Source organism: Enterobacter cloacae complex sp. SHL009, from assembly GCF_049237205.1.
In the GTDB taxonomy this organism is placed as follows: domain Bacteria; phylum Pseudomonadota; class Gammaproteobacteria; order Enterobacterales; family Enterobacteriaceae; genus Enterobacter; species Enterobacter cloacae_M.
The window spans coordinates 305,112-327,277 of the sequence record NZ_JBMKIW010000002.1 but is presented as its reverse complement, the minus strand read 5'-3'; the positions used below and the strand labels follow the sequence as shown (position 1 = coordinate 327,277).

16 protein-coding genes are annotated in these 22,166 nt (G+C 56.9%); 9 read left to right on the top strand and 7 right to left on the bottom strand.

From position 1 onward, the window contains the following. The first annotated feature begins 67 nt into the window (after window positions 1-67). The 3 genes from polB to rluA all read left to right on the top strand — a co-directional run bounded on the left by polB (window position 68) and on the right by rluA (window position 6,126). A complete protein-coding gene (gene polB, locus ACOTZC_RS08025; protein WP_045400981.1) occupies window positions 68-2,425 on the top strand; it encodes a DNA polymerase II in 2,358 nt (785 codons plus the stop codon). A gap of 128 nt (window positions 2,426-2,553) precedes the next feature. Continuing rightward, window positions 2,554-5,454, top strand: a complete 2,901-nt coding sequence (gene rapA, locus ACOTZC_RS08020) for an RNA polymerase-associated protein RapA (RefSeq protein WP_421635704.1) — start codon at window positions 2,554-2,556, stop codon at window positions 5,452-5,454. A 12-nt stretch (window positions 5,455-5,466) separates the two neighbouring features. Then, window positions 5,467-6,126 carry a bifunctional tRNA pseudouridine(32) synthase/23S rRNA pseudouridine(746) synthase RluA gene (rluA, locus tag ACOTZC_RS08015; protein ID WP_008502014.1) on the top strand — a complete coding sequence of 220 codons (660 nt, stop codon included), beginning with the start codon at window positions 5,467-5,469 and terminating at the stop codon, window positions 6,124-6,126. A 28-nt stretch (window positions 6,127-6,154) separates the two neighbouring features. Here the strand turns inward: rluA and djlA are convergent, their stop codons facing one another. After that, window positions 6,155-6,970 (bottom strand): co-chaperone DjlA, encoded by an 816-nt coding sequence (djlA, locus tag ACOTZC_RS08010; protein ID WP_023310366.1) that lies wholly within the window; start codon window positions 6,968-6,970, stop codon window positions 6,155-6,157. A gap of 239 nt (window positions 6,971-7,209) precedes the next feature. Between djlA and lptD the strand changes: the two genes are divergently transcribed. From lptD to apaH, 6 genes are read left to right on the top strand one after another with little or no spacing between them, the layout of a single operon-like run. Beyond that, complete coding sequence (gene lptD / locus ACOTZC_RS08005) at window positions 7,210-9,561, top strand: LPS assembly protein LptD (RefSeq protein WP_045400974.1); 2,352 nt, start codon at window positions 7,210-7,212, stop codon at window positions 9,559-9,561. A gap of 53 nt (window positions 9,562-9,614) precedes the next feature. Then, window positions 9,615-10,901 (top strand): peptidylprolyl isomerase SurA, encoded by a 1,287-nt coding sequence (surA, locus tag ACOTZC_RS08000; RefSeq protein WP_023310364.1) that lies wholly within the window; start codon window positions 9,615-9,617, stop codon window positions 10,899-10,901. Next, window positions 10,901-11,887 (top strand): 4-hydroxythreonine-4-phosphate dehydrogenase PdxA, encoded by a 987-nt coding sequence (pdxA, locus tag ACOTZC_RS07995; protein ID WP_047173705.1) that lies wholly within the window; start codon window positions 10,901-10,903, stop codon window positions 11,885-11,887. Before surA ends, pdxA begins: the two co-directional genes overlap by 1 nt. Then, on the top strand, window positions 11,884-12,705 hold the full coding sequence (gene rsmA / locus ACOTZC_RS07990) for a 16S rRNA (adenine(1518)-N(6)/adenine(1519)-N(6))-dimethyltransferase RsmA (protein WP_023310362.1): 822 nt from the start codon (window positions 11,884-11,886) through the stop codon (window positions 12,703-12,705). The genes pdxA and rsmA overlap by 4 nt, the downstream gene beginning before the upstream one ends. 3 nt (window positions 12,706-12,708) lie before the next feature. Further along, window positions 12,709-13,086 carry a Co2+/Mg2+ efflux protein ApaG gene (gene apaG, locus ACOTZC_RS07985; RefSeq protein WP_023310361.1) on the top strand — a complete coding sequence of 126 codons (378 nt, stop codon included), beginning with the start codon at window positions 12,709-12,711 and terminating at the stop codon, window positions 13,084-13,086. A gap of 4 nt (window positions 13,087-13,090) precedes the next feature. Then, window positions 13,091-13,939, top strand: a complete 849-nt coding sequence (gene apaH / locus ACOTZC_RS07980) for a bis(5'-nucleosyl)-tetraphosphatase (symmetrical) ApaH (protein ID WP_032649852.1) — start codon at window positions 13,091-13,093, stop codon at window positions 13,937-13,939. A 39-nt stretch (window positions 13,940-13,978) separates the two neighbouring features. Here apaH and folA read toward each other — a convergent pair whose 3' ends face one another. The 6 genes from folA to carA form a co-directional block, all read right to left on the bottom strand. Next, window positions 13,979-14,458 carry a type 3 dihydrofolate reductase gene (gene folA / locus ACOTZC_RS07975; protein ID WP_008502023.1) on the bottom strand — a complete coding sequence of 160 codons (480 nt, stop codon included), beginning with the start codon at window positions 14,456-14,458 and terminating at the stop codon, window positions 13,979-13,981. A gap of 114 nt (window positions 14,459-14,572) precedes the next feature. Beyond that, the gene (gene kefC / locus ACOTZC_RS07970; RefSeq protein WP_126303587.1) at window positions 14,573-16,438 is read right to left on the bottom strand and encodes a glutathione-regulated potassium-efflux system protein KefC; all 1,866 of its coding nucleotides are present in this window, start codon (window positions 16,436-16,438) and stop codon (window positions 14,573-14,575) included. Next, the gene (kefF, locus tag ACOTZC_RS07965) at window positions 16,431-16,961 is read right to left on the bottom strand and encodes a glutathione-regulated potassium-efflux system oxidoreductase KefF (protein ID WP_023310358.1); all 531 of its coding nucleotides are present in this window, start codon (window positions 16,959-16,961) and stop codon (window positions 16,431-16,433) included. Before kefF ends, kefC begins: the two co-directional genes overlap by 8 nt. Before the next feature lie 103 nt (window positions 16,962-17,064). Then, the gene (locus ACOTZC_RS07960) at window positions 17,065-17,298 is read right to left on the bottom strand and encodes a YgdI/YgdR family lipoprotein (RefSeq protein WP_023310357.1); all 234 of its coding nucleotides are present in this window, start codon (window positions 17,296-17,298) and stop codon (window positions 17,065-17,067) included. 138 nt (window positions 17,299-17,436) lie between these two features. Beyond that, window positions 17,437-20,661: a carbamoyl-phosphate synthase large subunit gene (gene carB, locus ACOTZC_RS07955; protein ID WP_039260850.1), complete on the bottom strand. Its 3,225-nt coding sequence runs from the start codon at window positions 20,659-20,661 to the stop codon at window positions 17,437-17,439. Between the two features lie 18 nt (window positions 20,662-20,679). Continuing rightward, on the bottom strand, window positions 20,680-21,828 hold the full coding sequence (carA, locus tag ACOTZC_RS07950) for a glutamine-hydrolyzing carbamoyl-phosphate synthase small subunit (RefSeq protein WP_010427050.1): 1,149 nt from the start codon (window positions 21,826-21,828) through the stop codon (window positions 20,680-20,682). Window positions 21,829-22,166: the final 338 nt, after the last annotated feature.

Sequence of the window (22,166 nt, the reverse complement as noted above, 5' to 3'; positions counted from 1 at the left end):
AAAACCCCAGCAAAACAACCTTAACCAGGCTATAATCAGGCCTGGTTTTGTTTTCTGGGATAACGGCGTGGCGCAGGCGCAAGAAGGTTTTTTACTGACCCGACACTGGCGGGATACCCCTCAGGGCACCGAGGTCGCGTTCTGGCTGGCAACCGACAACGGTCCGCTACACGTTACGCTGCCGCCGCAGGAATCCGTTGCCTTTATTCCTGAAGCCCACGTCGAGAAGGTGAAGCAGCTGCTGCGCGGCGAAAACGGCTGGCGCATCACTCCGCTTGAGCTGAAAGATTTCCACCGTCAGCCGGTTTACGGCCTCTACTGTCGCGCCCATCGTCAGCTGATGCGCTATGAAAAGCTGCTCCGCGAGGCGGGCGTGACGCTCTACGAGGCGGATATTCGCCCACCGGAACGCTTTCTGATGGAGCGGTTTATTACCGCCCCCGTCTGGGTCGACGGCACCGATCATAGCGGCAGCCTCGTTAACGCGCGCCTGAAGCCCAATCCGCACTACCGCCCGCCGCTGAAGTGGGTCTCACTGGATATTGAAACCACCCGCCACGGCGAACTGTACTGCATCGGTCTGGAAGGCTGCGGCGATCGGGTTGTCTATATGCTCGGGCCGCCGAATGGCGATGCCTCCGCGCTGGATTTCCGGCTTGAGTACGTCAACAGCCGCCCGCAGCTGCTGGAGAAGCTTAACCAGTGGTTTGCCGACAACGACCCCGACGTCCTGATCGGCTGGAACGTGGTGCAGTTTGACCTGCGCGTGCTGCAAAAGCACGCCGAGCGCTACCGCATCCCGCTGATGCTGGGGCGCGGAAACAGCGAGCTGGAATGGCGCGAACACGGTTTTAAGAACGGCGTTTTCTTCGCGCAGGCTAACGGTCGCCTGATTATCGACGGCATCGAGGCGCTAAAATCCGCCTTCTGGAACTTCTCTTCATTCTCCCTGGAAGCCGTCGCGCAGGAGCTGCTTGGCGAAGGCAAATCCATCGACAACCCCTGGGACAGAATGGACGAAATTGACCGGCGCTTTAACGAAGACAAACCCGCGCTCGCCACCTATAACCTGAAAGACTGCGAGCTGGTCACGCAGATCTTCCACAAAACCGAGATTATGCCGTTCCTGCTGGAGCGCGCGACGGTAAACGGCCTGGCCGTCGACAGACACGGCGGCTCCGTAGCGGCCTTTAGCCACCTCTATTTTCCGCGGATGCATCGGGCAGGATACGTCGCCCCCAACCTCGGGGACGTGCCGCCGCAGGCAAGTCCCGGCGGGTATGTGATGGACTCCCGGCCAGGATTGTATGACTCCGTTCTGGTACTGGATTACAAAAGCCTCTACCCGTCGATTATCCGCACCTTCCTGATCGACCCCGTCGGGCTGGTGGAAGGCCTGGCCCAGCCTGATGATGAGCACAGCACCGAAGGCTTCCTCGGCGCACGCTTCTCGCGGGAAAAACACTGCCTGCCTGAAATCGTGGGAAACATCTGGCACGGCCGCGATGAGGCCAAGCGCCACGGCAACAAGCCCCTTTCTCAGGCGCTAAAAATCATTATGAATGCTTTTTACGGCGTGCTGGGCACCAGCGCCTGCCGCTTCTTTGATCCGCGTCTGGCCTCCTCGATCACCATGCGCGGGCACGAGATCATGCGCCAGACCAAAGCGCTGATTGAGTCCCGGGGCTATGACGTCATCTACGGCGACACGGACTCCACCTTTGTGTGGCTTAAGGGCGCGCACTCTGAAGACGACGCCGCGCAAATCGGCAAAGCGCTGGTCGCCTTCGTGAACGACTGGTGGCAGGAACATTTGCAGAAAGAGCGGTTAACCAGCGCGCTGGAGCTGGAATTTGAAACCCATTTCGCCCGCTTTTTAATGCCCACCATCCGCGGCACCGATCAGGGCAGCAAAAAGCGCTACGCCGGGCTGATTCAGGAAGGTGACGCGCAGCGGATGGTTTTTAAAGGGCTGGAGACGGTGCGTACCGACTGGACGCCGCTGGCGCAGCAGTTCCAGCAGACGCTCTATCTGCGGGTGTTTCGCAATGAGCCGTATCAGGACTACGTGCGCGAGACGATAGCCAGCCTGATGGCGGGCGAACTTGACGCGCAGCTGGTATACCGCAAGCGCCTGCGCCGCCCGCTGGCGGAGTACCAGCGCAACGTTCCTCCGCACGTACGCGCCGCGCGTCTGGCGGATGAAGAAAACGTCCGCCGTGGCCGCGCGCCGCAATATCAAAACCGGGGAACCATTAAATACGTCTGGACCACTAGCGGCCCGGAACCTGTGGATTATCAGCATTCTCCTCTGGATTACGAACACTATCTGACGCGTCAGCTTCAGCCGGTTGCCGACGGAATTTTGCCCTTCATCGACGATGATTTTGCTACACTAGTGACAGGGCAACTTGGCCTATTTTGACGCGTGACGAAATGGCTGCCATCCAGTACCATAGCGCCCTTTCCATTCCCGGACCCATTTTTCGATGACCGTCTTTTTTGACGGTAGTCGAACTATTGCCTGCAATTAAAGATTAGAGCCGAACAACTATGCCTTTTACACTTGGTCAACGCTGGATCAGCGATACAGAAAGCGAACTTGGATTAGGAACCGTCGTAGCAATCGATACGCGTATGGTTACCCTCCTCTTCCCTGCCACCGGTGAAAACCGTCTGTACGCTCGCAATGACTCCCCTGTAACCCGCGTGATGTTTAATCCGGGTGACACCGTGACCAGCCATGACGGCTGGCAGCTCAAGATTGAAGACGTAAAAGAAGAGAATGGACTGCTCGCCTACATTGGTACTCGTCTTGATACGGATGAAGCCAATGTCGTCCTGCGTGAAGTGCTGCTCGACAGCAAACTGGTGTTCAGTAAGCCGCAGGACCGCCTGTTTGCCGGGCAAATCGACCGTATGGATCGCTTCTCCCTGCGCTATCGCGCGCGTAAGTTCCAGAGTGAACAGTACCGCATGCCGTGGAGCGGCCTGCGCGGCCAGCGCACCAGCCTGATCCCCCACCAGCTGAACATCGCCCACGACGTGGGCCGTCGCCACGCGCCGCGCGTGCTGCTGGCAGATGAAGTGGGCCTGGGTAAAACCATCGAAGCGGGCATGATCCTGCATCAACAGCTGCTTTCCGGCGCTGCAGAACGCGTGCTGATCGTGGTGCCAGAAACTCTGCAGCACCAGTGGCTGGTTGAAATGCTGCGCCGCTTTAACCTGCGTTTCTCCCTGTTCGACGATGAACGCTATGCCGAAGCGCAGCACGACGCCGACAACCCGTTTGAAACCGAACAGCTGGTCATTTGCTCCCTGGACTTCGTGCGCCGCAGCAAGCAGCGTCTTGAGCACCTGTGCGATGCCGAGTGGGACATTATGGTTGTTGACGAAGCGCACCATCTGGTCTGGAGCGAAGACTCGCCGAGCCGCGAATACATGGCTATCGAGCAGCTTGCCGAGCGCGTGCCTGGCGTTCTGCTGCTGACCGCAACGCCGGAGCAGCTTGGTCTGGAAAGCCACTTCGCACGCTTGCGCCTGCTCGATCCAAACCGTTTCCACGACTTTGCGCAGTTCGTGGAAGAACAGAATAACTACCGTCCGGTCGCGGATGCCGTCGCCATGCTGCTGGCGGGCAAGCGTCTTTCTGATGACGAGCTCAACACCCTGAGCGATCTGATTGGCGAGCAGGATATCGAGCCGCTTTTGCAGGCTGCGAACAGCGACAACGCGGAATCCGCGCGTAAAGAGCTGATCGACATGCTGATGGACCGCCACGGCACCAGCCGCGTGCTGTTCCGTAACACCCGTAACGGCGTCAAAGGCTTCCCGAAACGCGAGCTGCATACGATTAAACTGCCGCTGCCGACGCAGTATCAGACGGCGATTAAAGTCTCCGGCATTATGGGTGCGCGCAAAACCCAGGAAGAGCGCGCCCGCGACATGCTTTATCCGGAACAAATCTACCAGGAATTTGAAGGCGATACCGGCACCTGGTGGAACTTCGACCCGCGCGTGGAGTGGCTGATGGGCTACCTGACCGCGCACCGCTCCCAGAAAGTGCTGGTGATCTGCGCCAAAGCGGCCACCGCGCTGCAGCTGGAACAGGTTCTGCGCGAGCGTGAAGGCATTCGCGCCGCCGTGTTCCACGAAGGCATGTCCATCGTCGAGCGCGACCGCGCCGCGGCGTGGTTTGCCGAAGAGGACAGCGGCGCACAGGTTCTGCTGTGCTCGGAAATCGGATCTGAAGGCCGTAACTTCCAGTTTGCCAGCAACCTGGTGATGTTCGATCTGCCGTTTAACCCGGATCTGCTGGAGCAGCGTATCGGCCGTCTGGATCGTATCGGTCAGGCGCATGATATTCAGATCCACGTGCCGTATCTGGAAAAAACCGCGCAGTCCGTGCTGGTACGCTGGTTCCACGAAGGTCTGGACGCGTTTGAACATACCTGCCCGACGGGCCGCACCATTTATGATCAAGTGCATGGCGATCTTATCGGCTACCTGGCCGCGCCGGAAAACACCGAGGGCTTTGACGATCTGATTAAATCCTGTCGTGAGAAGCATGACGCGCTGAAAGCTCAGCTGGAGCAGGGCCGCGATCGCCTGCTGGAGATCCATTCCAACGGCGGTGAGAAAGCGCAGGCGCTGGCAGAGAGCATCGAAGAGCAGGATGACGACACCAGCCTCATCAGCTTCTCCATGAACCTGTTCGATATCGTCGGCATCAACCAGGACGATCGTGGTGAGAACCTGATTGTCCTGACACCGTCCGATCACATGCTGGTTCCGGATTTCCCGGGCCTGCCGGAAGATGGCTGCACCATCACCTTCGAGCGTGATGTGGCGCTGTCCCGTGAAGATGCCCAGTTCATTACCTGGGAACACCCGCTGATCCGCAATGGGCTGGACCTGATTCTCTCCGGCGATACCGGCAGCAGCACTATCTCCCTGTTAAAAAACAAGGCGCTGCCGGTGGGAACGCTGCTGCTGGAGCTGATTTACGTTGTGGAAGCGCAGGCGCCGAAACAGCTGCAGCTCACCCGCTTCCTGCCGCCAACGCCCGTCCGCCTGCTGCTGGACAAAAACGGCACTAACCTGGCAGGACAGGTTGAATTCGAGAGTTTCAACCGACAGCTGAGCGCGGTAAACCGCCATACGGGCAGCAAGCTGGTGAACGCGGTACAGCAGGATGTGCACGCGATTCTGCAACTGGGCGAAACCCAGATTGAAAAAGCGGCCAGAGCGCTGATTGACGCCGCGCGCAGTGAAGCCGACGAGAAACTGTCTGCGGAGCTGTCCCGTCTGGAAGCGTTAAAAGCCGTCAACCCGAACATCCGCGACGACGAACTGGCAGCGATTGAAAGCAACCGTCAGCAGGTGCTGGAAAGCCTCAATCAGGCTAGCTGGCGCCTGGATGCCCTGCGTCTTATCGTTGTGACGCATCAGTAACCGGAGCGCAAGATGGTGATGGAGCCGTACAATCCGCCGCAGGATCCCTGGCTGGTCATTCTGTATCAGGATGAACACATTATGGTGGTCAACAAGCCCAGCGGGCTGTTGTCCGTGCCGGGTCGTCTGGACGAGCACAAAGACAGCGTGATGACGCGCATTCAGCGCGATTATCCGCAGGCGGAGTCTGTCCATCGCCTGGATATGGCCACCAGCGGCGTGATTGTGGTAGCGCTGAACAAAGCGGCGGAACGCGAGTTAAAGCGCCAGTTCCGCGAGCGCGAGCCGAAAAAGCAGTATGTCGCCCGCGTCTGGGGCCACCCCGCGCAGGCGGAAGGCCTGGTGGATTTACCGCTGATCTGCGACTGGCCGAACCGGCCTAAGCAGAAGGTGTGTTACGAAACCGGCAAGGCCGCGCAGACCGAGTACGAAGTGCTGGAGTACGCGCCGGATAATACCGCGCGCGTCCTGCTTAAGCCGATTACCGGACGTTCACACCAGCTGCGCGTGCATATGCTCGCCCTGGGTCATCCGATTCTGGGCGACCGCTTCTACGCGCCGCCTGAAGCGCTGGCCTTAGCGCCACGTCTGCAGCTCCATGCGCAGACGCTCACCATCACCCATCCGGCCTTCGGTAACGCGATGACGTTTAAAGCCCCGGTGGACTTCTAAAAAAAAGCCCGACATCGTCGGGCTTTTTTTATTTGAAACCTTTCTTCTCTTTTATGAGCTCGTACGCCTTCTGGATTTCCTGCGCTTTTTGCTTCGCCATCTCCATCATTTCTGGCGGTAAGCCTTTCGCGACCAGTTTGTCCGGATGGTGTTCACTCATGAGCTTGCGATAGGCACGTTTAATCGTGGTCTGATCGTCAGAGGGCTTAACGCCAAGCACGTTACAGGCGTCTTCCAGCGTCGGACCACGCTGCGCCTGCTGCCAGGCACCGCCGGACGACTGCTGATGATAGCCACCGCCAAACTGCGCCCCGCCCTGCATCATGCGCAGGAACTGGTCGAACTGCATGCGGGAGATGCCCAGCTCTTCCGCAATGACGTACAGCACGTCACGTTCGTTAGGGTGAAGTGAGCCGTCTGCGAAGGCCGCCTGGATTTGAATTTCCAGAAACATCCGAATTAAATCAAAACGTCCAAAGCAGATGCTGCGGAACTGACGCATTTTTTCGCGAAGCGGATAATTATCCGACTTACCGATGCGAAACGCATTTTGCGCTGCCAGACGGGAGTCGCCGTGCAGGTTCATGCGATCCATAAAAACGCTGGCAATCTGAATATCGGCTTCTGTGACACGCCCTTTGGATTTGGTTAAATGCCCCATGACCTCAAAGGTGGTGGAGAAAAAGAGTGACTGACGCTCGCGCTGATTGGCAAACCAGGCCATTTTGCGGCTGCGCGCCTTATCAAACATATGGCCGATAATAAGCCCAAGCACAATCCCCCAGAACCCGGCACCCATGATGATGGCGAACGCAACGCCGATTATTTTACCCCAATACTGCATATACTCCCCGGATAGTCATATTCCTGGCCGACGCAACGTCATCATCACTGTGTTCAAGTCACGGTCAATTGAAGGACATCGCCTATAATTTGCTTTATCATACTCGTCATTCGATAGCGAGCCTAACACTCTGGCACGCAAACGGGCAGGATTAACGCTGGTACTGCGCAGATGAGTAAGATAGTCTCTGAGCGTTTGTAAGCCGTAGCCACTGATGACGGAACAATAAAATACAACGTATGAAAAAACGTATCCCCACCCTCCTGGCCACAATGATTGGCTCCGCCCTGTACAGTCAACAGGGGCTGGCGGCCGATCTCGCCTCGCAGTGTATGCTTGGCGTCCCAAGTTATAATCGCCCACTGGTGAGTGGCGATACAAATAGCTTGCCGGTAACCATTACTGCCGACAGTTCGAAAGGGACTTACCCTGACAATGCCACGTTTACGGGCAATGTAGATATTAACCAGGGCAATAGCCGCCTGCAGGCAGACGAAGTGCAGCTGCACCAGAAGCAGCCGGAAGGTGCGGCCGAGCCGGTACGAACGGTGGATGCGCTGGGTAATGTGCACTATGACGACAATCAGGTCATCCTGAAAGGTCCGAAAGCCTGGTCAAACCTGAATACTAAAGATACTAACGTCTGGAAAGGTGATTACCAGATGGTGGGTCGCCAGGGGCGCGGCGACGCTGACCTGATGAAACAGCGCGGTGAAAACCGCTATACGATCCTGGAAAACGGTACGTTCACATCATGTCTGCCGGGTTCAAATACCTGGAGCGTGGTCGGGAGCGAGGTTATCCATGACCGCGAAGAACAGGTCGCAGAGATCTGGAACGCCCGCTTTAAGCTGGGTCCAGTACCCATATTCTACAGCCCTTATCTGCAGCTTCCCGTCGGTGACAAACGTCGCTCCGGTTTCCTGATCCCGAATGCCAAGTACAGCACGTCGAACTACTTTGAGTTCTACCTGCCGTATTACTGGAACATCGCGCCAAACATGGATGCGACGATCACGCCGCACTATATCCACAAGCGCGGCAACATCATGTGGGAGAACGAGTTCCGCTATCTGACCCACGCCGGTGCGGGTCTGATGGAGCTGGATTATCTGCCGTCCGATAAAGTCTTCCAGGACGAGCATCCGACCGAAGGCGACAAGCACCGCTGGTTATTCTACTGGCAGCATGCCGGGGTAATGGATCAGGTATGGCGCTTTAATGTTGACTACACCAAAGTTAGCGATTCGTCTTATTTTAATGACTTCTCGTCCAAATACGGCTCAAGTACCGATGGCTATGCCACGCAGAAATTCAGCGTAGGCTATGCGGTACAGAACTTTGACGCAACCGTCTCGACCAAGCAATTCCAGGTATTTTCTGACCAGTCCACGCCTACATATGGGGCAGAGCCACAGCTGGACGTTAACTGGTATCAGAATGACGTGGGTCCATTCGACACCCGGGTTTACGCTCAGGCGGTACATTTCGTTAACACGGATTCGGACATGCCTGAAGCGACGCGTGTTCACCTTGAGCCGACGATCAATCTGCCGTGGTCTAACGACTGGGCGAGCCTGAATACCGAAGCCAAGCTGATGGCGACTCACTATCAGCAAAAAAATATCGATAATTACAATGCCAGTAGAAATGCCAACCTTGAGGAGTCGGTCAACCGAACGCTTCCGCAGTTCAAAATGGACGGGAAGCTGATCTTCGAGCGTGATATGGCTCTGCTGGCGGATGGTTATACCCAAACGCTTGAACCGCGTATGCAGTATTTGTACGTGCCGTATCGCGATCAGAGCAAAATCCAGAACTACGACTCCTCTTTACTGCAGTCTGACTACAGCGGCCTGTTCCGTGACCGTACTTACGGCGGTCTTGACCGCATCGCGTCTGCTAACCAGTTAACGACCGGCGTCACAACACGTGTTTATGATGATGCTGCCGTTGAACGTTTTAACGTTTCTGTTGGTCAAATCTACTATTTCACCGAGTCACGCACCGGTGATGACAACATTAACTGGGAGAAAGATAACAAAACGGGATCGCTGGTCTGGGCGGGAGATACTTACTGGCGTATGACCGATCGTTGGGGTCTGCGCGGTGGTGTGCAATATGACACTCGCCTCGATAATATTGCCACAAGTAGTGCGGCTATTGAGTACCGTCGCGATGAAGACCGTATGGTGCAGTTGACTTATCGTTACGCCAGCCCGGAATATATTCAGGCAACATTGCCATCATATGCTGGTGCAGAACAGTATAAAGACGGTATCTCGCAGGTGGGTGGCGCAGCGAGTTGGCCAATCGCCGACCGCTGGTCAATCGTAGGCGCATACTACTTCGACACTAACGCCAATAAACCTGCTGACCAGATGGTGGGTCTGCAATATAACTCCTGCTGTTACGCGCTGCGTGTCGGCTACGAACGCAAGCTTAACGGCTGGGATACTCAAAACAATCAGAGCAAATACGATAACGTGATTGGCTTTAACTTCGAGTTACGCGGCCTGAGTTCCAACTACGGTCTGGGTACGCAGAAAATGCTGCGCTCGAATATTCTGCCGTACAGTAGCGCCTTGTAATGTGCTTGATTTGCAACGTAATCCGCTTTGCGGTTAATTGAAATGGAAAAAGTATGAAGAACTGGAAAACGCTGCTGCTCGGTGTCGCTATGGTTGCGAATACCAGCTTCGCGGCCCCCCAGGTTGTTGATAAAGTCGCTGCTGTGGTGAACAACGGCGTCGTGCTTGAAAGTGACGTTGACGGTCTGATGAAATCGGTGAAGCTCAATTCGGGCGAAGCCGGTCAACAGCTTCCGGATGACGCCACGCTGCGCCACCAAATCCTGGAGCGTCTGATCATGGATCAGATCGTTCTGCAGATGGGGCAGAAAATGGGTGTGAAGGTCACTGACGAGCAGCTCGATCAGGCGATCGCTAACATCGCGAAGCAGAACAATATGTCTTTAGACCAGATGCGCAGCCGCCTGGCCTATGACGGCATCAGCTACGCCACCTACCGTAACCAGATCCGTAAAGAGATGCTGATTTCGGAAGTGCGTAACAACGAAGTGCGTCGCCGCGTTACCATCCTGCCTCAGGAAGTTGACGCGCTGGCAAAACAGGTGGGTAACCAGAACGATGCGAGCACAGAGCTGAACCTGAGCCACATTCTGATCCCACTGCCAGAGAACCCAACTTCCGATCAGGCTGCGGAAGCCGAAAGCCAGGCGCGTTCTATTGTTGAACAGGCGCGTAACGGCGGCGACTTTGGCAAGCTGGCGATCACCTACTCCGCTGATCAACAGGCGCTGAAAGGCGGCCAGATGGGCTGGGGCCGTATTCAGGAGCTGCCATCCATCTTTGCCCAGGCGCTGAGCACGGCGAAGAAAGGGGATATCGTCGGTCCTATCCGTTCAGGCGTGGGCTTCCACATTCTGAAGGTGAACGATCTGCGCGGCCAGAGCCAAAATATCTCCGTCACCGAAGTTCACGCTCGCCACATTCTTCTGAAACCGTCACCGATCATGACTGACGATCAGGCGCGTGTGAAGCTGGAACAGATCGCAGCTGACATTAAGAGCGGTAAAACCTCATTTGCGAAAGCAGCAAAAGAGTTCTCTCAGGATCCAGGCTCTGCTAACCAGGGCGGCGACCTGGGCTGGGCGGCTGCGGATATCTACGATCCTGCCTTCCGCGATGCGTTGATGAAGCTGAACAAAGGCCAGATCAGCGCGCCGGTCCACTCTTCATTCGGCTGGCATCTGATCGAGCTGATGGACACCCGTAACGTTGATAAAACGGATGCGGCACAGAAAGACAGAGCCTACCGTATGCTGTTTAACCGTAAGTTCTCTGAAGAAGCAGCAACCTGGATGCAGGAACAACGCGCCAGCGCTTACGTGAAAGTTCTGAGCAACTAATGAAACAGCATCGTGTTGTTATCACGCCCGGCGAACCCGCCGGGATTGGGCCTGACCTCGTTGTCCAGCTCGCCCAGCGCAGCTGGCCGGTAGAACTGGTTGTCTGCGCCGATGCAACACTGTTACAAGACCGGGCAACGCTGCTCGGTCTGCCTTTAACGCTCATCCCTTACGTTGAAGGCCAACAGCCTGCACCCCAGCAAGCCGGTACGCTCACCCTTCTTTCAGTTCCCCTTCGTACGCCGGTCATCCCGGGCCAGCTCAGCACGGAAAACGGTCACTATGTCGTTGAAACCCTTGCGCGCGCCTGCGACGGTTGCCTGAAGGGCGAATTTGCCGCCCTTATTACCGGCCCCGTCCACAAAGGCGTCATCAACGAAGCGGGTATACCCTTTACCGGGCATACGGAATTCTTCGAAGAGCGCTCGCACAGCCCGAAAGTGGTGATGATGCTGGCGACGGAGGAGATGCGCGTTGCTCTGGTGACCACCCATCTGCCGATCAAAGCCATTCCTGACGCGATCACCCCTGATCTCCTGCGCGAGATCATCGGGATTTTGCATCACGATCTGCAGACAAAGTTTGGGATCCCGCAGCCGCACGTGCTGGTCTGCGGCCTGAATCCGCACGCCGGTGAAGGCGGGCACATGGGCACCGAAGAGATCGACACCATCATTCCGGTACTCAACGAAATGCGGGCGAAGGGGATGAATCTCAGCGGGCCGCTGCCTGCAGATACCCTTTTCCAGCCGAAATACCTGGATAATGCCGACGCCGTGCTCGCGATGTACCACGATCAGGGCCTGCCCGTGCTAAAATACCAGGGCTTTGGCCGCGGGGTGAATATCACCCTCGGTTTACCCTTTATTCGAACGTCCGTTGACCACGGTACTGCGCTGGATCTGGCAGGCCAGGGGAAAGCGGATGTCGGCAGTTTTATTACGGCGCTTAATCTCGCCATCAAAATGATTGTTAATACTCAATGACTAATCGAGTCCATCAGGGCCACTTAGCCCGTAAACGTTTCGGGCAAAACTTCCTTAACGATCAGTTCGTGATCGAAAGCATTGTCTCGGCTATTAATCCGCAAAAAGGTCAGGCGATGGTCGAAATCGGCCCGGGCCTTGCCGCGCTGACCGAGCCGGTAGGCGAACGCCTCGACGAGCTGACCGTCATCGAACTGGACCGCGATCTGGCCGCACGCCTGCAAACGCACCCGTTCCTCGGGCCGAAGCTGACCATCTATCAGCAGGACGCCATGACCATGAACTTTGGCGAGCTGTCCGAAAAAATGGGCCAGCCGCTGCGCGTCTTCGGCAACCTGCCGTACAACATCTCCACGCCGCTCATGTTCCACCTCTTTAGCTATACTGATGCCATTGCCGACATGCACTTCATGTTGCAAAAAGAGGTTGTTAACCGTCTGGTTGCAGGCCCGAATAGTAAAGCGTATGGTCGTTTAAGCGTGATGGCACAGTATTACTGCAACGTGATCCCGGTACTCGAAGTACCGCCGTCAGCGTTCACACCACCACCAAAAGTGGATTCAGCGGTTGTGCGCCTTGTGCCGCACAAGACGAAACCGTATCCGGTTAAAGATCTGCGCGTACTGAGCCGCATTACCACAGAAGCCTTTAACCAGCGCCGTAAAACGATCCGTAACAGCCTGAGCAATTCGTTTACCGTTGAGGTGTTAGCCGAGCTGGGGATCGACCCGGCAATGCGTGCAGAGAACATTTCCGTAGAGCAGTACTGCAAGCTGGCTAATTACATCAGCGATAATGCGCCGCCGAAGGAGAGTTAAGCCATGATTGATTCGCCCCGCGTATGTGTCCATGTACAAAGCGTCTATGTTGAATCACAGTCCTCACCGGACGAAGAACGTTTTGTTTTCGCTTACACCGTGACCATTCGCAATCTGGGGCGGATGCCCGTGCAGCTGCGCGGGCGCTACTGGCTTATCACTAACGGCAATGGCCGCGAAATTGAAGTTCAGGGCGAAGGTGTGGTTGGTGAACAGCCCCACATCGCTCCTGGCGAAGAGTACCAGTACACCAGCGGCGCGGTGATTGAAACGCCGATGGGTACTATGCAAGGCCATTATGAAATGGTCGACGTCGATGGCAATGATTTCCGCGTTGCCATTCCTGTGTTCCGTCTCGCCGTAACCACACTCATTCATTAATCTAATGTCTACATATCTGATTGGCGACGTTCACGGTTGCTACGATGAACTGATCGCATTGTTAAAACAGGTCGACTTTACGCCAGGACAGGACACGCTCTGGCTGACGGGCGATTTAGTCGCGCGTGGCCCCGGCTCCCTTGAAGTATTACGTTTCGTCAAATCGCTGGGCGACAGCGTCCGCATGGTGCTGGGCAATCACGATCTGCATCTGCTGGCGGTTTTCGCCGGGATCAGCCGCAACAAACCTAAAGATCGCCTCACCCCACTGCTGGATGCGCCGGACGCGGACGATCTGATTAACTGGCTGCGCCGTCAGCCCCTACTGCAGATCGACGAAGAGAAAAAGCTGGTCATGGCGCATGCCGGGATCACGCCACAATGGGATCTCGAGACGGCGAAAACCTGCGCGCGTGACGTTGAGGCGGTGCTGGCGAGCGACTCGTATCCTTTCTTCCTCGATGCCATGTACGGCGATATGCCGAACCACTGGAGCGAGGATCTCAGCGGTCTGGCCCGTCTGCGCTTTATCACCAACGCGTTCACCCGCATGCGCTTCTGCTTCCCGAACGGACAGCTGGACATGTATTCCAAAGAGACGCCGGAAAGTGCGCCCGCTCCGCTGAAACCGTGGTTTGCCATTCCGGGGCCGGTGACAAGCGAGTACAGCGTGGTATTTGGTCACTGGGCTGCGCTGGAAGGAAAAGGCACACCGGAAGGGATTTACGGTCTGGATACCGGATGCTGCTGGGGCGGAGAGTTAACCTGCTTACGCTGGGAAGATAAAGCTTACTTTGTGCAGCCGTCCAACCGACAGCTGGACTTAGGAGAAGGCGAGGCAGTCGCCTCCTGATACGCTATTCCCTCTCCCGGCCGGGAGAGGGAAAATCACTTAACGACGTTCCAGAATCTCGAAGCAGTAGCTGTGGGAGTTCTGTGCATCCGCGTCGTGGAATTCGCTGAATACCGATTCCCACTCGTCCGGATCGTAGTCCGGGAAATGGGTATCCCCTTCCACTTCTGCATCAATGTGGGTCAGATACAGCTTCTGCGCTTTTGGCAGGAACTGCTCGTACACGCGCCCACCGCCAATCACCATGATCTCTTCGGCATTGCCGCATGCAGCAATCGCCTCGTCTACTGATTTTACCCATTCGACGCGATCGTCAGTGCCCGGCTGGCTGCTGATAACGATATTCTTACGGCCCGGCAATGGACGACCAATCGACTCCCAGGTCAGGCGGCCCATCACTACCGGCTTGTTTAACGTAGTACGTTTAAACCATGCGAGATCGGCAGGCAGGTTCCACGGCATGGCATTTTCCATACCGATAACGCGGTCCACCGCCAGCGCTGCAATCAGACTGATCATTGAAAATTTCCCGGATGCAAAAAATTGCCGCCACTATACGGAAAGCTTAATCTTTCGTCGACTGGCGGCAGGGTAAAGATAAAGAAATTTTTTAATATTGCTGGCAACTCCACTTCACGCGGAAGGTTTACTCTCGGGCTCGTCAGCCGGATCGCCGGTATGCTTGCCCTCTTCCGTGCCCTGCCAGCCATGGCGCTGGATCAGCGACAGGTGGTTACGGTCCTCGTTAATGATTTCCGTCAGCATCGCGCTGGTGCGTTTGAACACCGCCGCGCGCTCGGTGGCCGTACTGCCGGCCATCGCCGCCATCTCTTCAACCATCTCGGTATTAAAGCGGCGGAACAGGTCTGCACGCTCACGCGCTTCATACGCCCCGAGCCCCAGGTTTTCCAGCGCCACTCGGCCAGACTTCAGCGCACCTTCGAACGTTTCACGTTCAGGCGCCTCTACGCCAGCCTGTCGCAGCCGGATGTAGTGATCCACATCACGCGCGCGGGAGATAATAGTCAGCGCCGGGAAATGCTCTTTTACCAGTTCCACCATCTGCATGCTGGTTTCCGGATCGTCAATGGCGTTAATTAACACCTCGGCTTTTGCCGCCCCGGCGGATTCCAGCAGATCGACGCGGGTCGCATCCCCGTAAAACACCTTCATATCAAATTTACGCAGGGTATCGACATGGTCGGGATCGTGATCGAGGATGACCATTTTCACCCCGCTCGACAGCAGTAAACGACCCACGATCTGCCCGTAGCGGCCAAATCCGGCGATGATGACGCGCGGCTGCTCCTCGTCGATCTCGTCGGCCTCGCGCTCCTGCTCGCTGCCCGATTTTTCCAGGTGCGTCAGCACCACCAGCAGCACCGGCGTCGCCGCCATCGACAGTGCCACCGCCAGCGTCAGCGCCTTCGCCCACTCGGGATCGAGCACGTTTGCCATCTGCGCGGCGCCAAAGACCACGAACGCAAATTCACTCCCCTGCCCCAGCAGCACGGCGAACCAGCGGCGCTGCCTGCCCGGCACGTTCAGTGGGCGAGCAACCAGCCACAGCATCACCATTTTAATGACCAGGAAGCCGACGAGCAGGATGACGATCCGCAGCGGGTGCGTCACCAGCGTGCCGAAGTCGACGGACATTCCGACGCCGATGAAAAACAGCCCCAGCAGCAGTCCTTTGAACGGCTCGATATCGCTTTCCAGCGCGTGACGGTATTCAGAGCTCGCCAGCAGAACGCCCGCGAGGAACGCCCCCATCGCCATCGACAGCCCGGCCTCCTCCAGCAGCAGACCGAAGCCAAACACCAGGAACAGCGCTACGGCGCTGAACACTTCACGCAGGCCAGAACGGGCAACAAACCGCAGCAGCGGGCGGGTCACGTAGCGGCCAAGGAGCACCACCAGCGCCAGCGCGCCCGCCACCTTCAGCGCCGACAGCGCGAAAGCGCCCAGCGTGGTAGAGGAACCGCTGGCCGCCAGCAGCGGGATCATCGCCACCAGCGGGATAGCGGCAATGTCCTGGAACAGCAGCACCGAGAACGCGCTGCGTCCCATCTGGGAGACCGTCAGATTTCGCTCGTTCATCGCCTGCATGGCAATCGCCGTCGAGGAGAGCGCCAGCGTCATGCCGATGAGCTCTGCCACTTTCCAGTCCATACCCAACAGGATGCAGAACCCACCCAGCAGCAGGCCGCAGGCCACCATCTGCAGCGCCCCGCCGCCAAATACCGAGGCGCGAAGCTTCCACAGCCGCTGCGGGTCGAGCTCCAGGCCAATCACAAACAGCATCAGCACCACGCCGATTTCAGCGAAATGGAGAATCGCCTCGGCATCCGTGACCAGCCGAAAGCCCCACGGCCCAATGACGCAGCCCGCAATCAGGTAGCCGAGCACCGAACCCAGCCCCAGGCGTACCGCCACGGGCACAATCAGCGCCGCCGCGCCGAGGTAAATCAGCGCCTGTATCAGCGTATGGCTATCCATGATGCGTCTCCTGCCACTCAAGTAAGCGTTGTTTATAATGACGAGCCTGCGCCTGCAGCGTTTCATCGTCGCAAACAAACGTGCAGTGCATCGCAAAAGGCGGGAGCCAGTTCAGGCCGCAATAGAGCGCAGTCGCCTGCAGCGGCTGCGCCAGGACGTCAAAACCTGGGAAGGAACCGATATCAAAATGGCTTTCACCACCGCCGGTGGTGACCGCCCACATCAGGCTTTTTCCTTTTAGCGCATTGCCGTTGTGTCCGTACGCCCAGCCGTGGGAGAAGACTTTATCAATCCACAGCTTCAGGAGCGGAGGCGTGCTGTACCACTGCATGGGGTGCTGCCAGATAATCAGATCGGCACGGGAGAGCGCCTCCTGTTCGGCGGCGATATCGATATTAAAATCGGGATAAAGTTGATAGAGGGAACGTATCTCTACGTTATCAAGCGTCCTTACCTGCTCAAGCATCCGCTTATTCGCATGCGAGTGCTGCGGATAAGGATGGGCATAAATTATCAGAATCATTGATTAGCCTGTTGTTACTGCTTTCTTTTAACAAAAGAGTGTAGTCAGTAATTCAACAGGCTAATAGTGAATATTATTGACGGGGTTACGTCAGAATTCTGAATTAGTTATCCAGCTCGCCCATGGATTTCACCTGGTCACGGTTGATCTGCTCGGTTTGACCGGTTTCGGCGTTTTTATACGACACCAGACCGGTATCGTCATCTACCTGCGGTTTGCCGTCGGTGACAATGGTTTTGCCATCGGTGGTTTTTACGGCCTGATTAGACGAACAGCCCGCAACGGTAAACATTGTCGTGGCAGCCAGAACGGAAGCGATCAGTAATTTATTTTGCATGGTGTTTTCCCCTGCTCTCAGTTGAATTTCGTTATCGACCTAACCATTTTAGGCTAACTGACTGAATGCGGATGAAAAACCAGAAGGTTCTGAAGATGGGAGAATGCCCGGCAACCGAACGGCACCGGGCATTTTTACTTACTTGCTAATCTGCGCGTGCATTTCCTGAACCGAAATCACCTTCTCGGTGGCATCCGCGTTCAGCGCCATGGCCGTCGCGAAACCGCCGTTCAGGGTGGTGTCGTAGTGCACTTTGTACTGCAGCGCGCTGCGGCGAATCAGCTTGGAGTCTTCAATCGCCTGGCGGCCTGCGGTGGTATTGATGATGTAGGTGTACTCGCCATTCTTGATACGGTCCTGAATGTGCGGACGACCTTCATGCACCTTGTTCACCAGACGCGGGTTGATGCCGGCTTCGCCCAGCACAATCGCCGTACCGTGGGTTGCGTCCAGCTCGAAGCCCTGTTTCAGCAGCTTGGCGGCCAGGTCAACCACGCGCTCTTTGTCGCCTTCGCGAACGGAGAGCAGCGCACGGCCTGATTTTCTCATGGTGGAGCTACTGCCCAGCTGCGCCTTCGCGAACGCTTCGGCGAAGGTGCGGCCCACGCCCATCACTTCCCCGGTAGAGCGCATTTCTGGCCCTAACAGCGGGTCAACGCCCGGGAATTTGTTGAACGGCAGCACCACTTCTTTCACCGAGTAGTACGGTGGAATGATCTCTTTGGTCACGCCCTGCTGCGCCAGCGTCTGGCCCGCCATCACGCGCGCCGCCACTTTCGCCAGCGGTACGCCGGTGGCTTTGGAGACGAACGGTACGGTACGTGCCGCACGCGGGTTCACTTCAATCAGGTAGACTTCGTTGTCTTTCACCGCGAACTGGACGTTCATCAGGCCGCGAACCTGCAGCTCGAAGGCCAGCTTCTGCACCTGCTGGCGCATCACGTCCTGAATCTCCTGGCTCAGCGTGTACGCCGGCAGAGAACAGGCGGAGTCGCCGGAGTGCACGCCAGCCTGCTCGATGTGCTCCATGATGCCGCCAATCAGCACCATTTCGCCGTCGCAGATGGCGTCCACATCCACTTCCACCGCGTCGTCGAGGAAGCGGTCGAGCAGCACTGGCGCATCGTTCGACACGCTCACAGCGGTCTGGAAGTAGCGACGCAGGTCGGCTTCGTCATACACGATTTCCATCGCGCGGCCGCCCAGCACGTACGAAGGACGCACCACCAGCGGGTAGCCAATTTCTTTCGCCTTCTCAACGGCCATTTCAATGGCGGTGACGGTGGCGTTCGCCGGCTGTTTCAGCTTCAGACGGTCAACCGCCTGCTGGAAACGCTCGCGGTCTTCAGCACGGTCAATCGCGTCCGGGCTGGTGCCGATAACCGGCACGCCTGCTGCTTCCAGCGCGCGCGCCAGCTTCAGCGGGGTCTGGCCGCCGTACTGCACGATAACGCCTTTTGGCTTCTCGATGCGCACGATTTCCAGCACGTCTTCCAGGGTAACCGGCTCGAAATAGAGGCGGTCAGAGGTGTCGTAGTCGGTAGAGACGGTTTCCGGGTTACAGTTGACCATGATGGTCTCGTAACCGTCTTCGCGCAGCGCCAGGGAGGCGTGTACGCAGCAGTAGTCGAACTCGATGCCCTGGCCGATACGGTTTGGACCGCCGCCCAGCACCATAATCTTGTCGCGGTCGACGGACGGGTTCGCTTCGCACTCGTCTTCATAGGTGGAGTACATGTAGGCGGTGTCGGTCGAGAATTCAGCCGCACAGGTGTCTACGCGCTTGTAGACCGGGTGCAGGTCATACTGGTCGCGCAGCTTGCGGATTTCCGCTTCACGCACGCCCGCCAGCTTAGCCAGACGCGCATCGGCGAAGCCTTTACGCTTCAGCACGCGGAGGAAATCAGCGTCCAGGCCATTGATGCCCAGCTCCGCGACCTGCTCTTCCAGACGCACCAGCTCTTCAATCTGCACCAGGAACCAGCGGTCGATGTTGGTCAGGTTGAACACGCCGTCGACGGACAGGCCCGCACGGAAGGCATCGGCGATATACCAGATACGCTCTGCGCCAGCGTCTTTCAGCTCGCGGCGAATTTTGGTCAGCGCTTCCGGGTCGTCCAGGCTCACTTTCGGGTCGAAGCCGGTCGCGCCCACTTCGAGGCCGCGCAGCGCTTTCTGCAGGGATTCCTGCTGCGTGCGGCCAATCGCCATCACTTCACCGACAGATTTCATCTGGGTGGTCAGACGGTCGTTCGCGCCTGCGAATTTCTCGAAGTTGAAGCGTGGAATTTTGGTGACAACGTAGTCGATTGACGGCTCGAAGGACGCAGGCGTGCGGCCACCGGTGATGTCGTTCATCAGCTCGTCTAGGGTGTAGCCCACCGCCAGCTTCGCCGCTACTTTCGCAATCGGGAAGCCGGTCGCTTTAGAGGCCAGCGCGGAGGAACGGGACACGCGCGGGTTCATTTCGATAACAATCAGACGGCCGGTTTTCGGGTTCACCGAGAACTGCACGTTAGAACCGCCGGTTTCCACGCCGATTTCACGCAGTACCGCCATCGAGGCGTTACGCATGATTTGATACTCTTTGTCGGTCAGGGTCTGGGCTGGCGCAACGGTGATGGAGTCGCCGGTGTGGATACCCATCGCATCGAAGTTTTCGATGGAGCAGACGATGATGCAGTTGTCGTTTTTATCACGCACCACTTCCATCTCGTACTCTTTCCAGCCAATCAGCGATTCATCAATCAGCAGCTCTTTGGTTGGGGAGAGATCCAGACCGCGTTCGCAAATCTCTTCGAACTCTTCGCGGTTGTAGGCGATACCGCCGCCGGTGCCGCCCATGGTGAACGATGGACGGATGATGCACGGATAGCCCACGTCAGCCGCGACGGCCAGCGCTTCTTCCATGTTATGTGCGATACCGGAACGCGCGGTGTCGAGGCCGATTTTCTTCATTGCCACGTCGAAGCGGCGACGGTCTTCTGCTTTATCAATCGCGTCGGCGGTCGCACCAATCATGGTCACGCCGAACTCTTCCAGCACGCCCTGACGCTCCAGCTCCAGCGCACAGTTCAGCGCCGTCTGGCCGCCCATGGTTGGCAGCACCGCGTCCGGACGCTCTTTCTCGATGATTTTACGCACCACTTCCCAGTGAATCGGCTCAATGTAGGTAGCATCGGCCATTTCCGGGTCGGTCATAATGGTGGCCGGGTTAGAGTTCACCAGGATAACGCGGTAACCCTCTTCGCGCAGGGCTTTACACGCCTGCGCGCCGGAGTAGTCGAATTCGCAGGCCTGGCCGATGACGATCGGGCCAGCGCCAAGGATCAGGATGCTTTTTATGTCTGTACGTTTTGGCATTGTCTTCTCGGCTCCTGATTATTTAGCGGTCTTACGGTATTGCTCGATAAGTTCGATGAAGTGATCGAACAGCGGCGCGGCGTCGTGCGGGCCCGGGCTCGCTTCCGGGTGGCCCTGGAAGCTGAATGCTGGCTTATCGGTGCGATGAATCCCCTGCAGGGTGCCATCGAACAGCGACTTATGGGTCACGCGCAGGTTAGCCGGCATCGAGGCTTCATCGACGGCAAAGCCGTGGTTCTGCGCGGTGATCATCACCGTGTTGTTATCGATGTCTTTCACCGGGTGGTTACCACCGTGGTGGCCGAACTTCATCTTAACGGTGTTTGCACCGCTCGCCAGCGCCAGCAGCTGATGGCCGAGGCAGATGCCGAATACCGGGATGTCGGTTTCCAGGAAGGACTTGATGGCGGCGATGGCGTAATCGCACGGCGCCGGGTCACCAGGGCCGTTGGACAGGAAAATACCGTCCGGATTCATCTTCAGCACGTCTTCGGCGGACGTTTGTGCCGGCACCACCGTCAGGCGGCAGCCGCGGTCAACCAGCATGCGCAGGATGTTGCGCTTGGCGCCGAAATCGTAGGCCACCACGTGGAACGGCAGCTCGCTCTCTTTTTTCGCTTCCGGCAGGTCGCCTTCCAGCGTCCAGCTACCCTGAGTCCAGCTGTAGGCTTCAGCAGTAGTCACTTCTTTCGCCAGGTCCATGCCGTTCAGGCCCGGGAAGGCTTTCGCTTTTTCCAGCGCCAGCGTCGCATCGAGGTTATCACCCGCGATGATGCAGCCGTTCTGTGCACCCTTCTCGCGCAGCAGACGCGTTAATTTACGGGTATCGATATCGGCAATCGCCACGATGTTATGGCGCTTCAGGTAAGAAGAGAGGTCTTCGGTATTGCGGAAGTTGCTGGCAATCAGCGGCAGGTCGCGGATGACCAGGCCTTGCGCATGTACCTGAGAGGATTCTTCGTCAGCCGCGTTGGTGCCGACATTGCCGATATGAGGGTAAGTAAGAGTAACGATTTGGCGAGAATAGGAAGGATCAGTGAGGATTTCTTGATAACCGGTCATTGAAGTATTGAAAACGACTTCCCCAACCGCCGAACCCGTTGCCCCTATGGCCCGACCGATAAACTGGGTTCCGTCTTCCAGAACCAATAGCGCTGACTTAATCAAAACACCCTCCAGAGAATATTCACTCACTTTATTTGCATATTAATTCATAGCATGTCATGGATCAATGCAAATGTGTTGCCAGCGGATTTTTGGCAAACGGCGGCATTCTGGAGATTTGGTGGGTAAAAGTCAACTTAAAACGGATATTTTGCTTAACCTTTTGCAAGCCTGGCGAGCGGAACAGAGCTTAAGCAACAAAAAGATCAGGTAAATCACTGCAGAAAACGCTTGCGCGCCGGGTTTAATAAAAAATGTCGTGTTGGAGCATGAAAAAGTAGACCGGATGGTCAAAATTTACATTTCAGTAACGTTAAAACGCTATAAGAGATATATTTTTA

Coding starts and splice junctions, on each gene's coding strand:
- rapA (WP_421635704.1), top strand. CDS start 2,554: ATGCCTTTTACACTTGGTCAACGCTGGATCAGCGATACAGAAAGCGAA.
- rluA (WP_008502014.1), top strand. CDS start 5,467: ATGGTGATGGAGCCGTACAATCCGCCGCAGGATCCCTGGCTGGTCATT.
- djlA (WP_023310366.1), bottom strand. CDS start 6,970: ATGCAGTATTGGGGTAAAATAATCGGCGTTGCGTTCGCCATCATCATG.
- lptD (WP_045400974.1), top strand. CDS start 7,210: ATGAAAAAACGTATCCCCACCCTCCTGGCCACAATGATTGGCTCCGCC.
- surA (WP_023310364.1), top strand. CDS start 9,615: ATGAAGAACTGGAAAACGCTGCTGCTCGGTGTCGCTATGGTTGCGAAT.
- pdxA (WP_047173705.1), top strand. CDS start 10,901: ATGAAACAGCATCGTGTTGTTATCACGCCCGGCGAACCCGCCGGGATT.
- rsmA (WP_023310362.1), top strand. CDS start 11,884: ATGACTAATCGAGTCCATCAGGGCCACTTAGCCCGTAAACGTTTCGGG.
- apaG (WP_023310361.1), top strand. CDS start 12,709: ATGATTGATTCGCCCCGCGTATGTGTCCATGTACAAAGCGTCTATGTT.
- apaH (WP_032649852.1), top strand. CDS start 13,091: ATGTCTACATATCTGATTGGCGACGTTCACGGTTGCTACGATGAACTG.
- folA (WP_008502023.1), bottom strand. CDS start 14,458: ATGATCAGTCTGATTGCAGCGCTGGCGGTGGACCGCGTTATCGGTATG.
- kefC (WP_126303587.1), bottom strand. CDS start 16,438: ATGGATAGCCATACGCTGATACAGGCGCTGATTTACCTCGGCGCGGCG.
- kefF (WP_023310358.1), bottom strand. CDS start 16,961: ATGATTCTGATAATTTATGCCCATCCTTATCCGCAGCACTCGCATGCG.
- ACOTZC_RS07960 (WP_023310357.1), bottom strand. CDS start 17,298: ATGCAAAATAAATTACTGATCGCTTCCGTTCTGGCTGCCACGACAATG.
- carB (WP_039260850.1), bottom strand. CDS start 20,661: ATGCCAAAACGTACAGACATAAAAAGCATCCTGATCCTTGGCGCTGGC.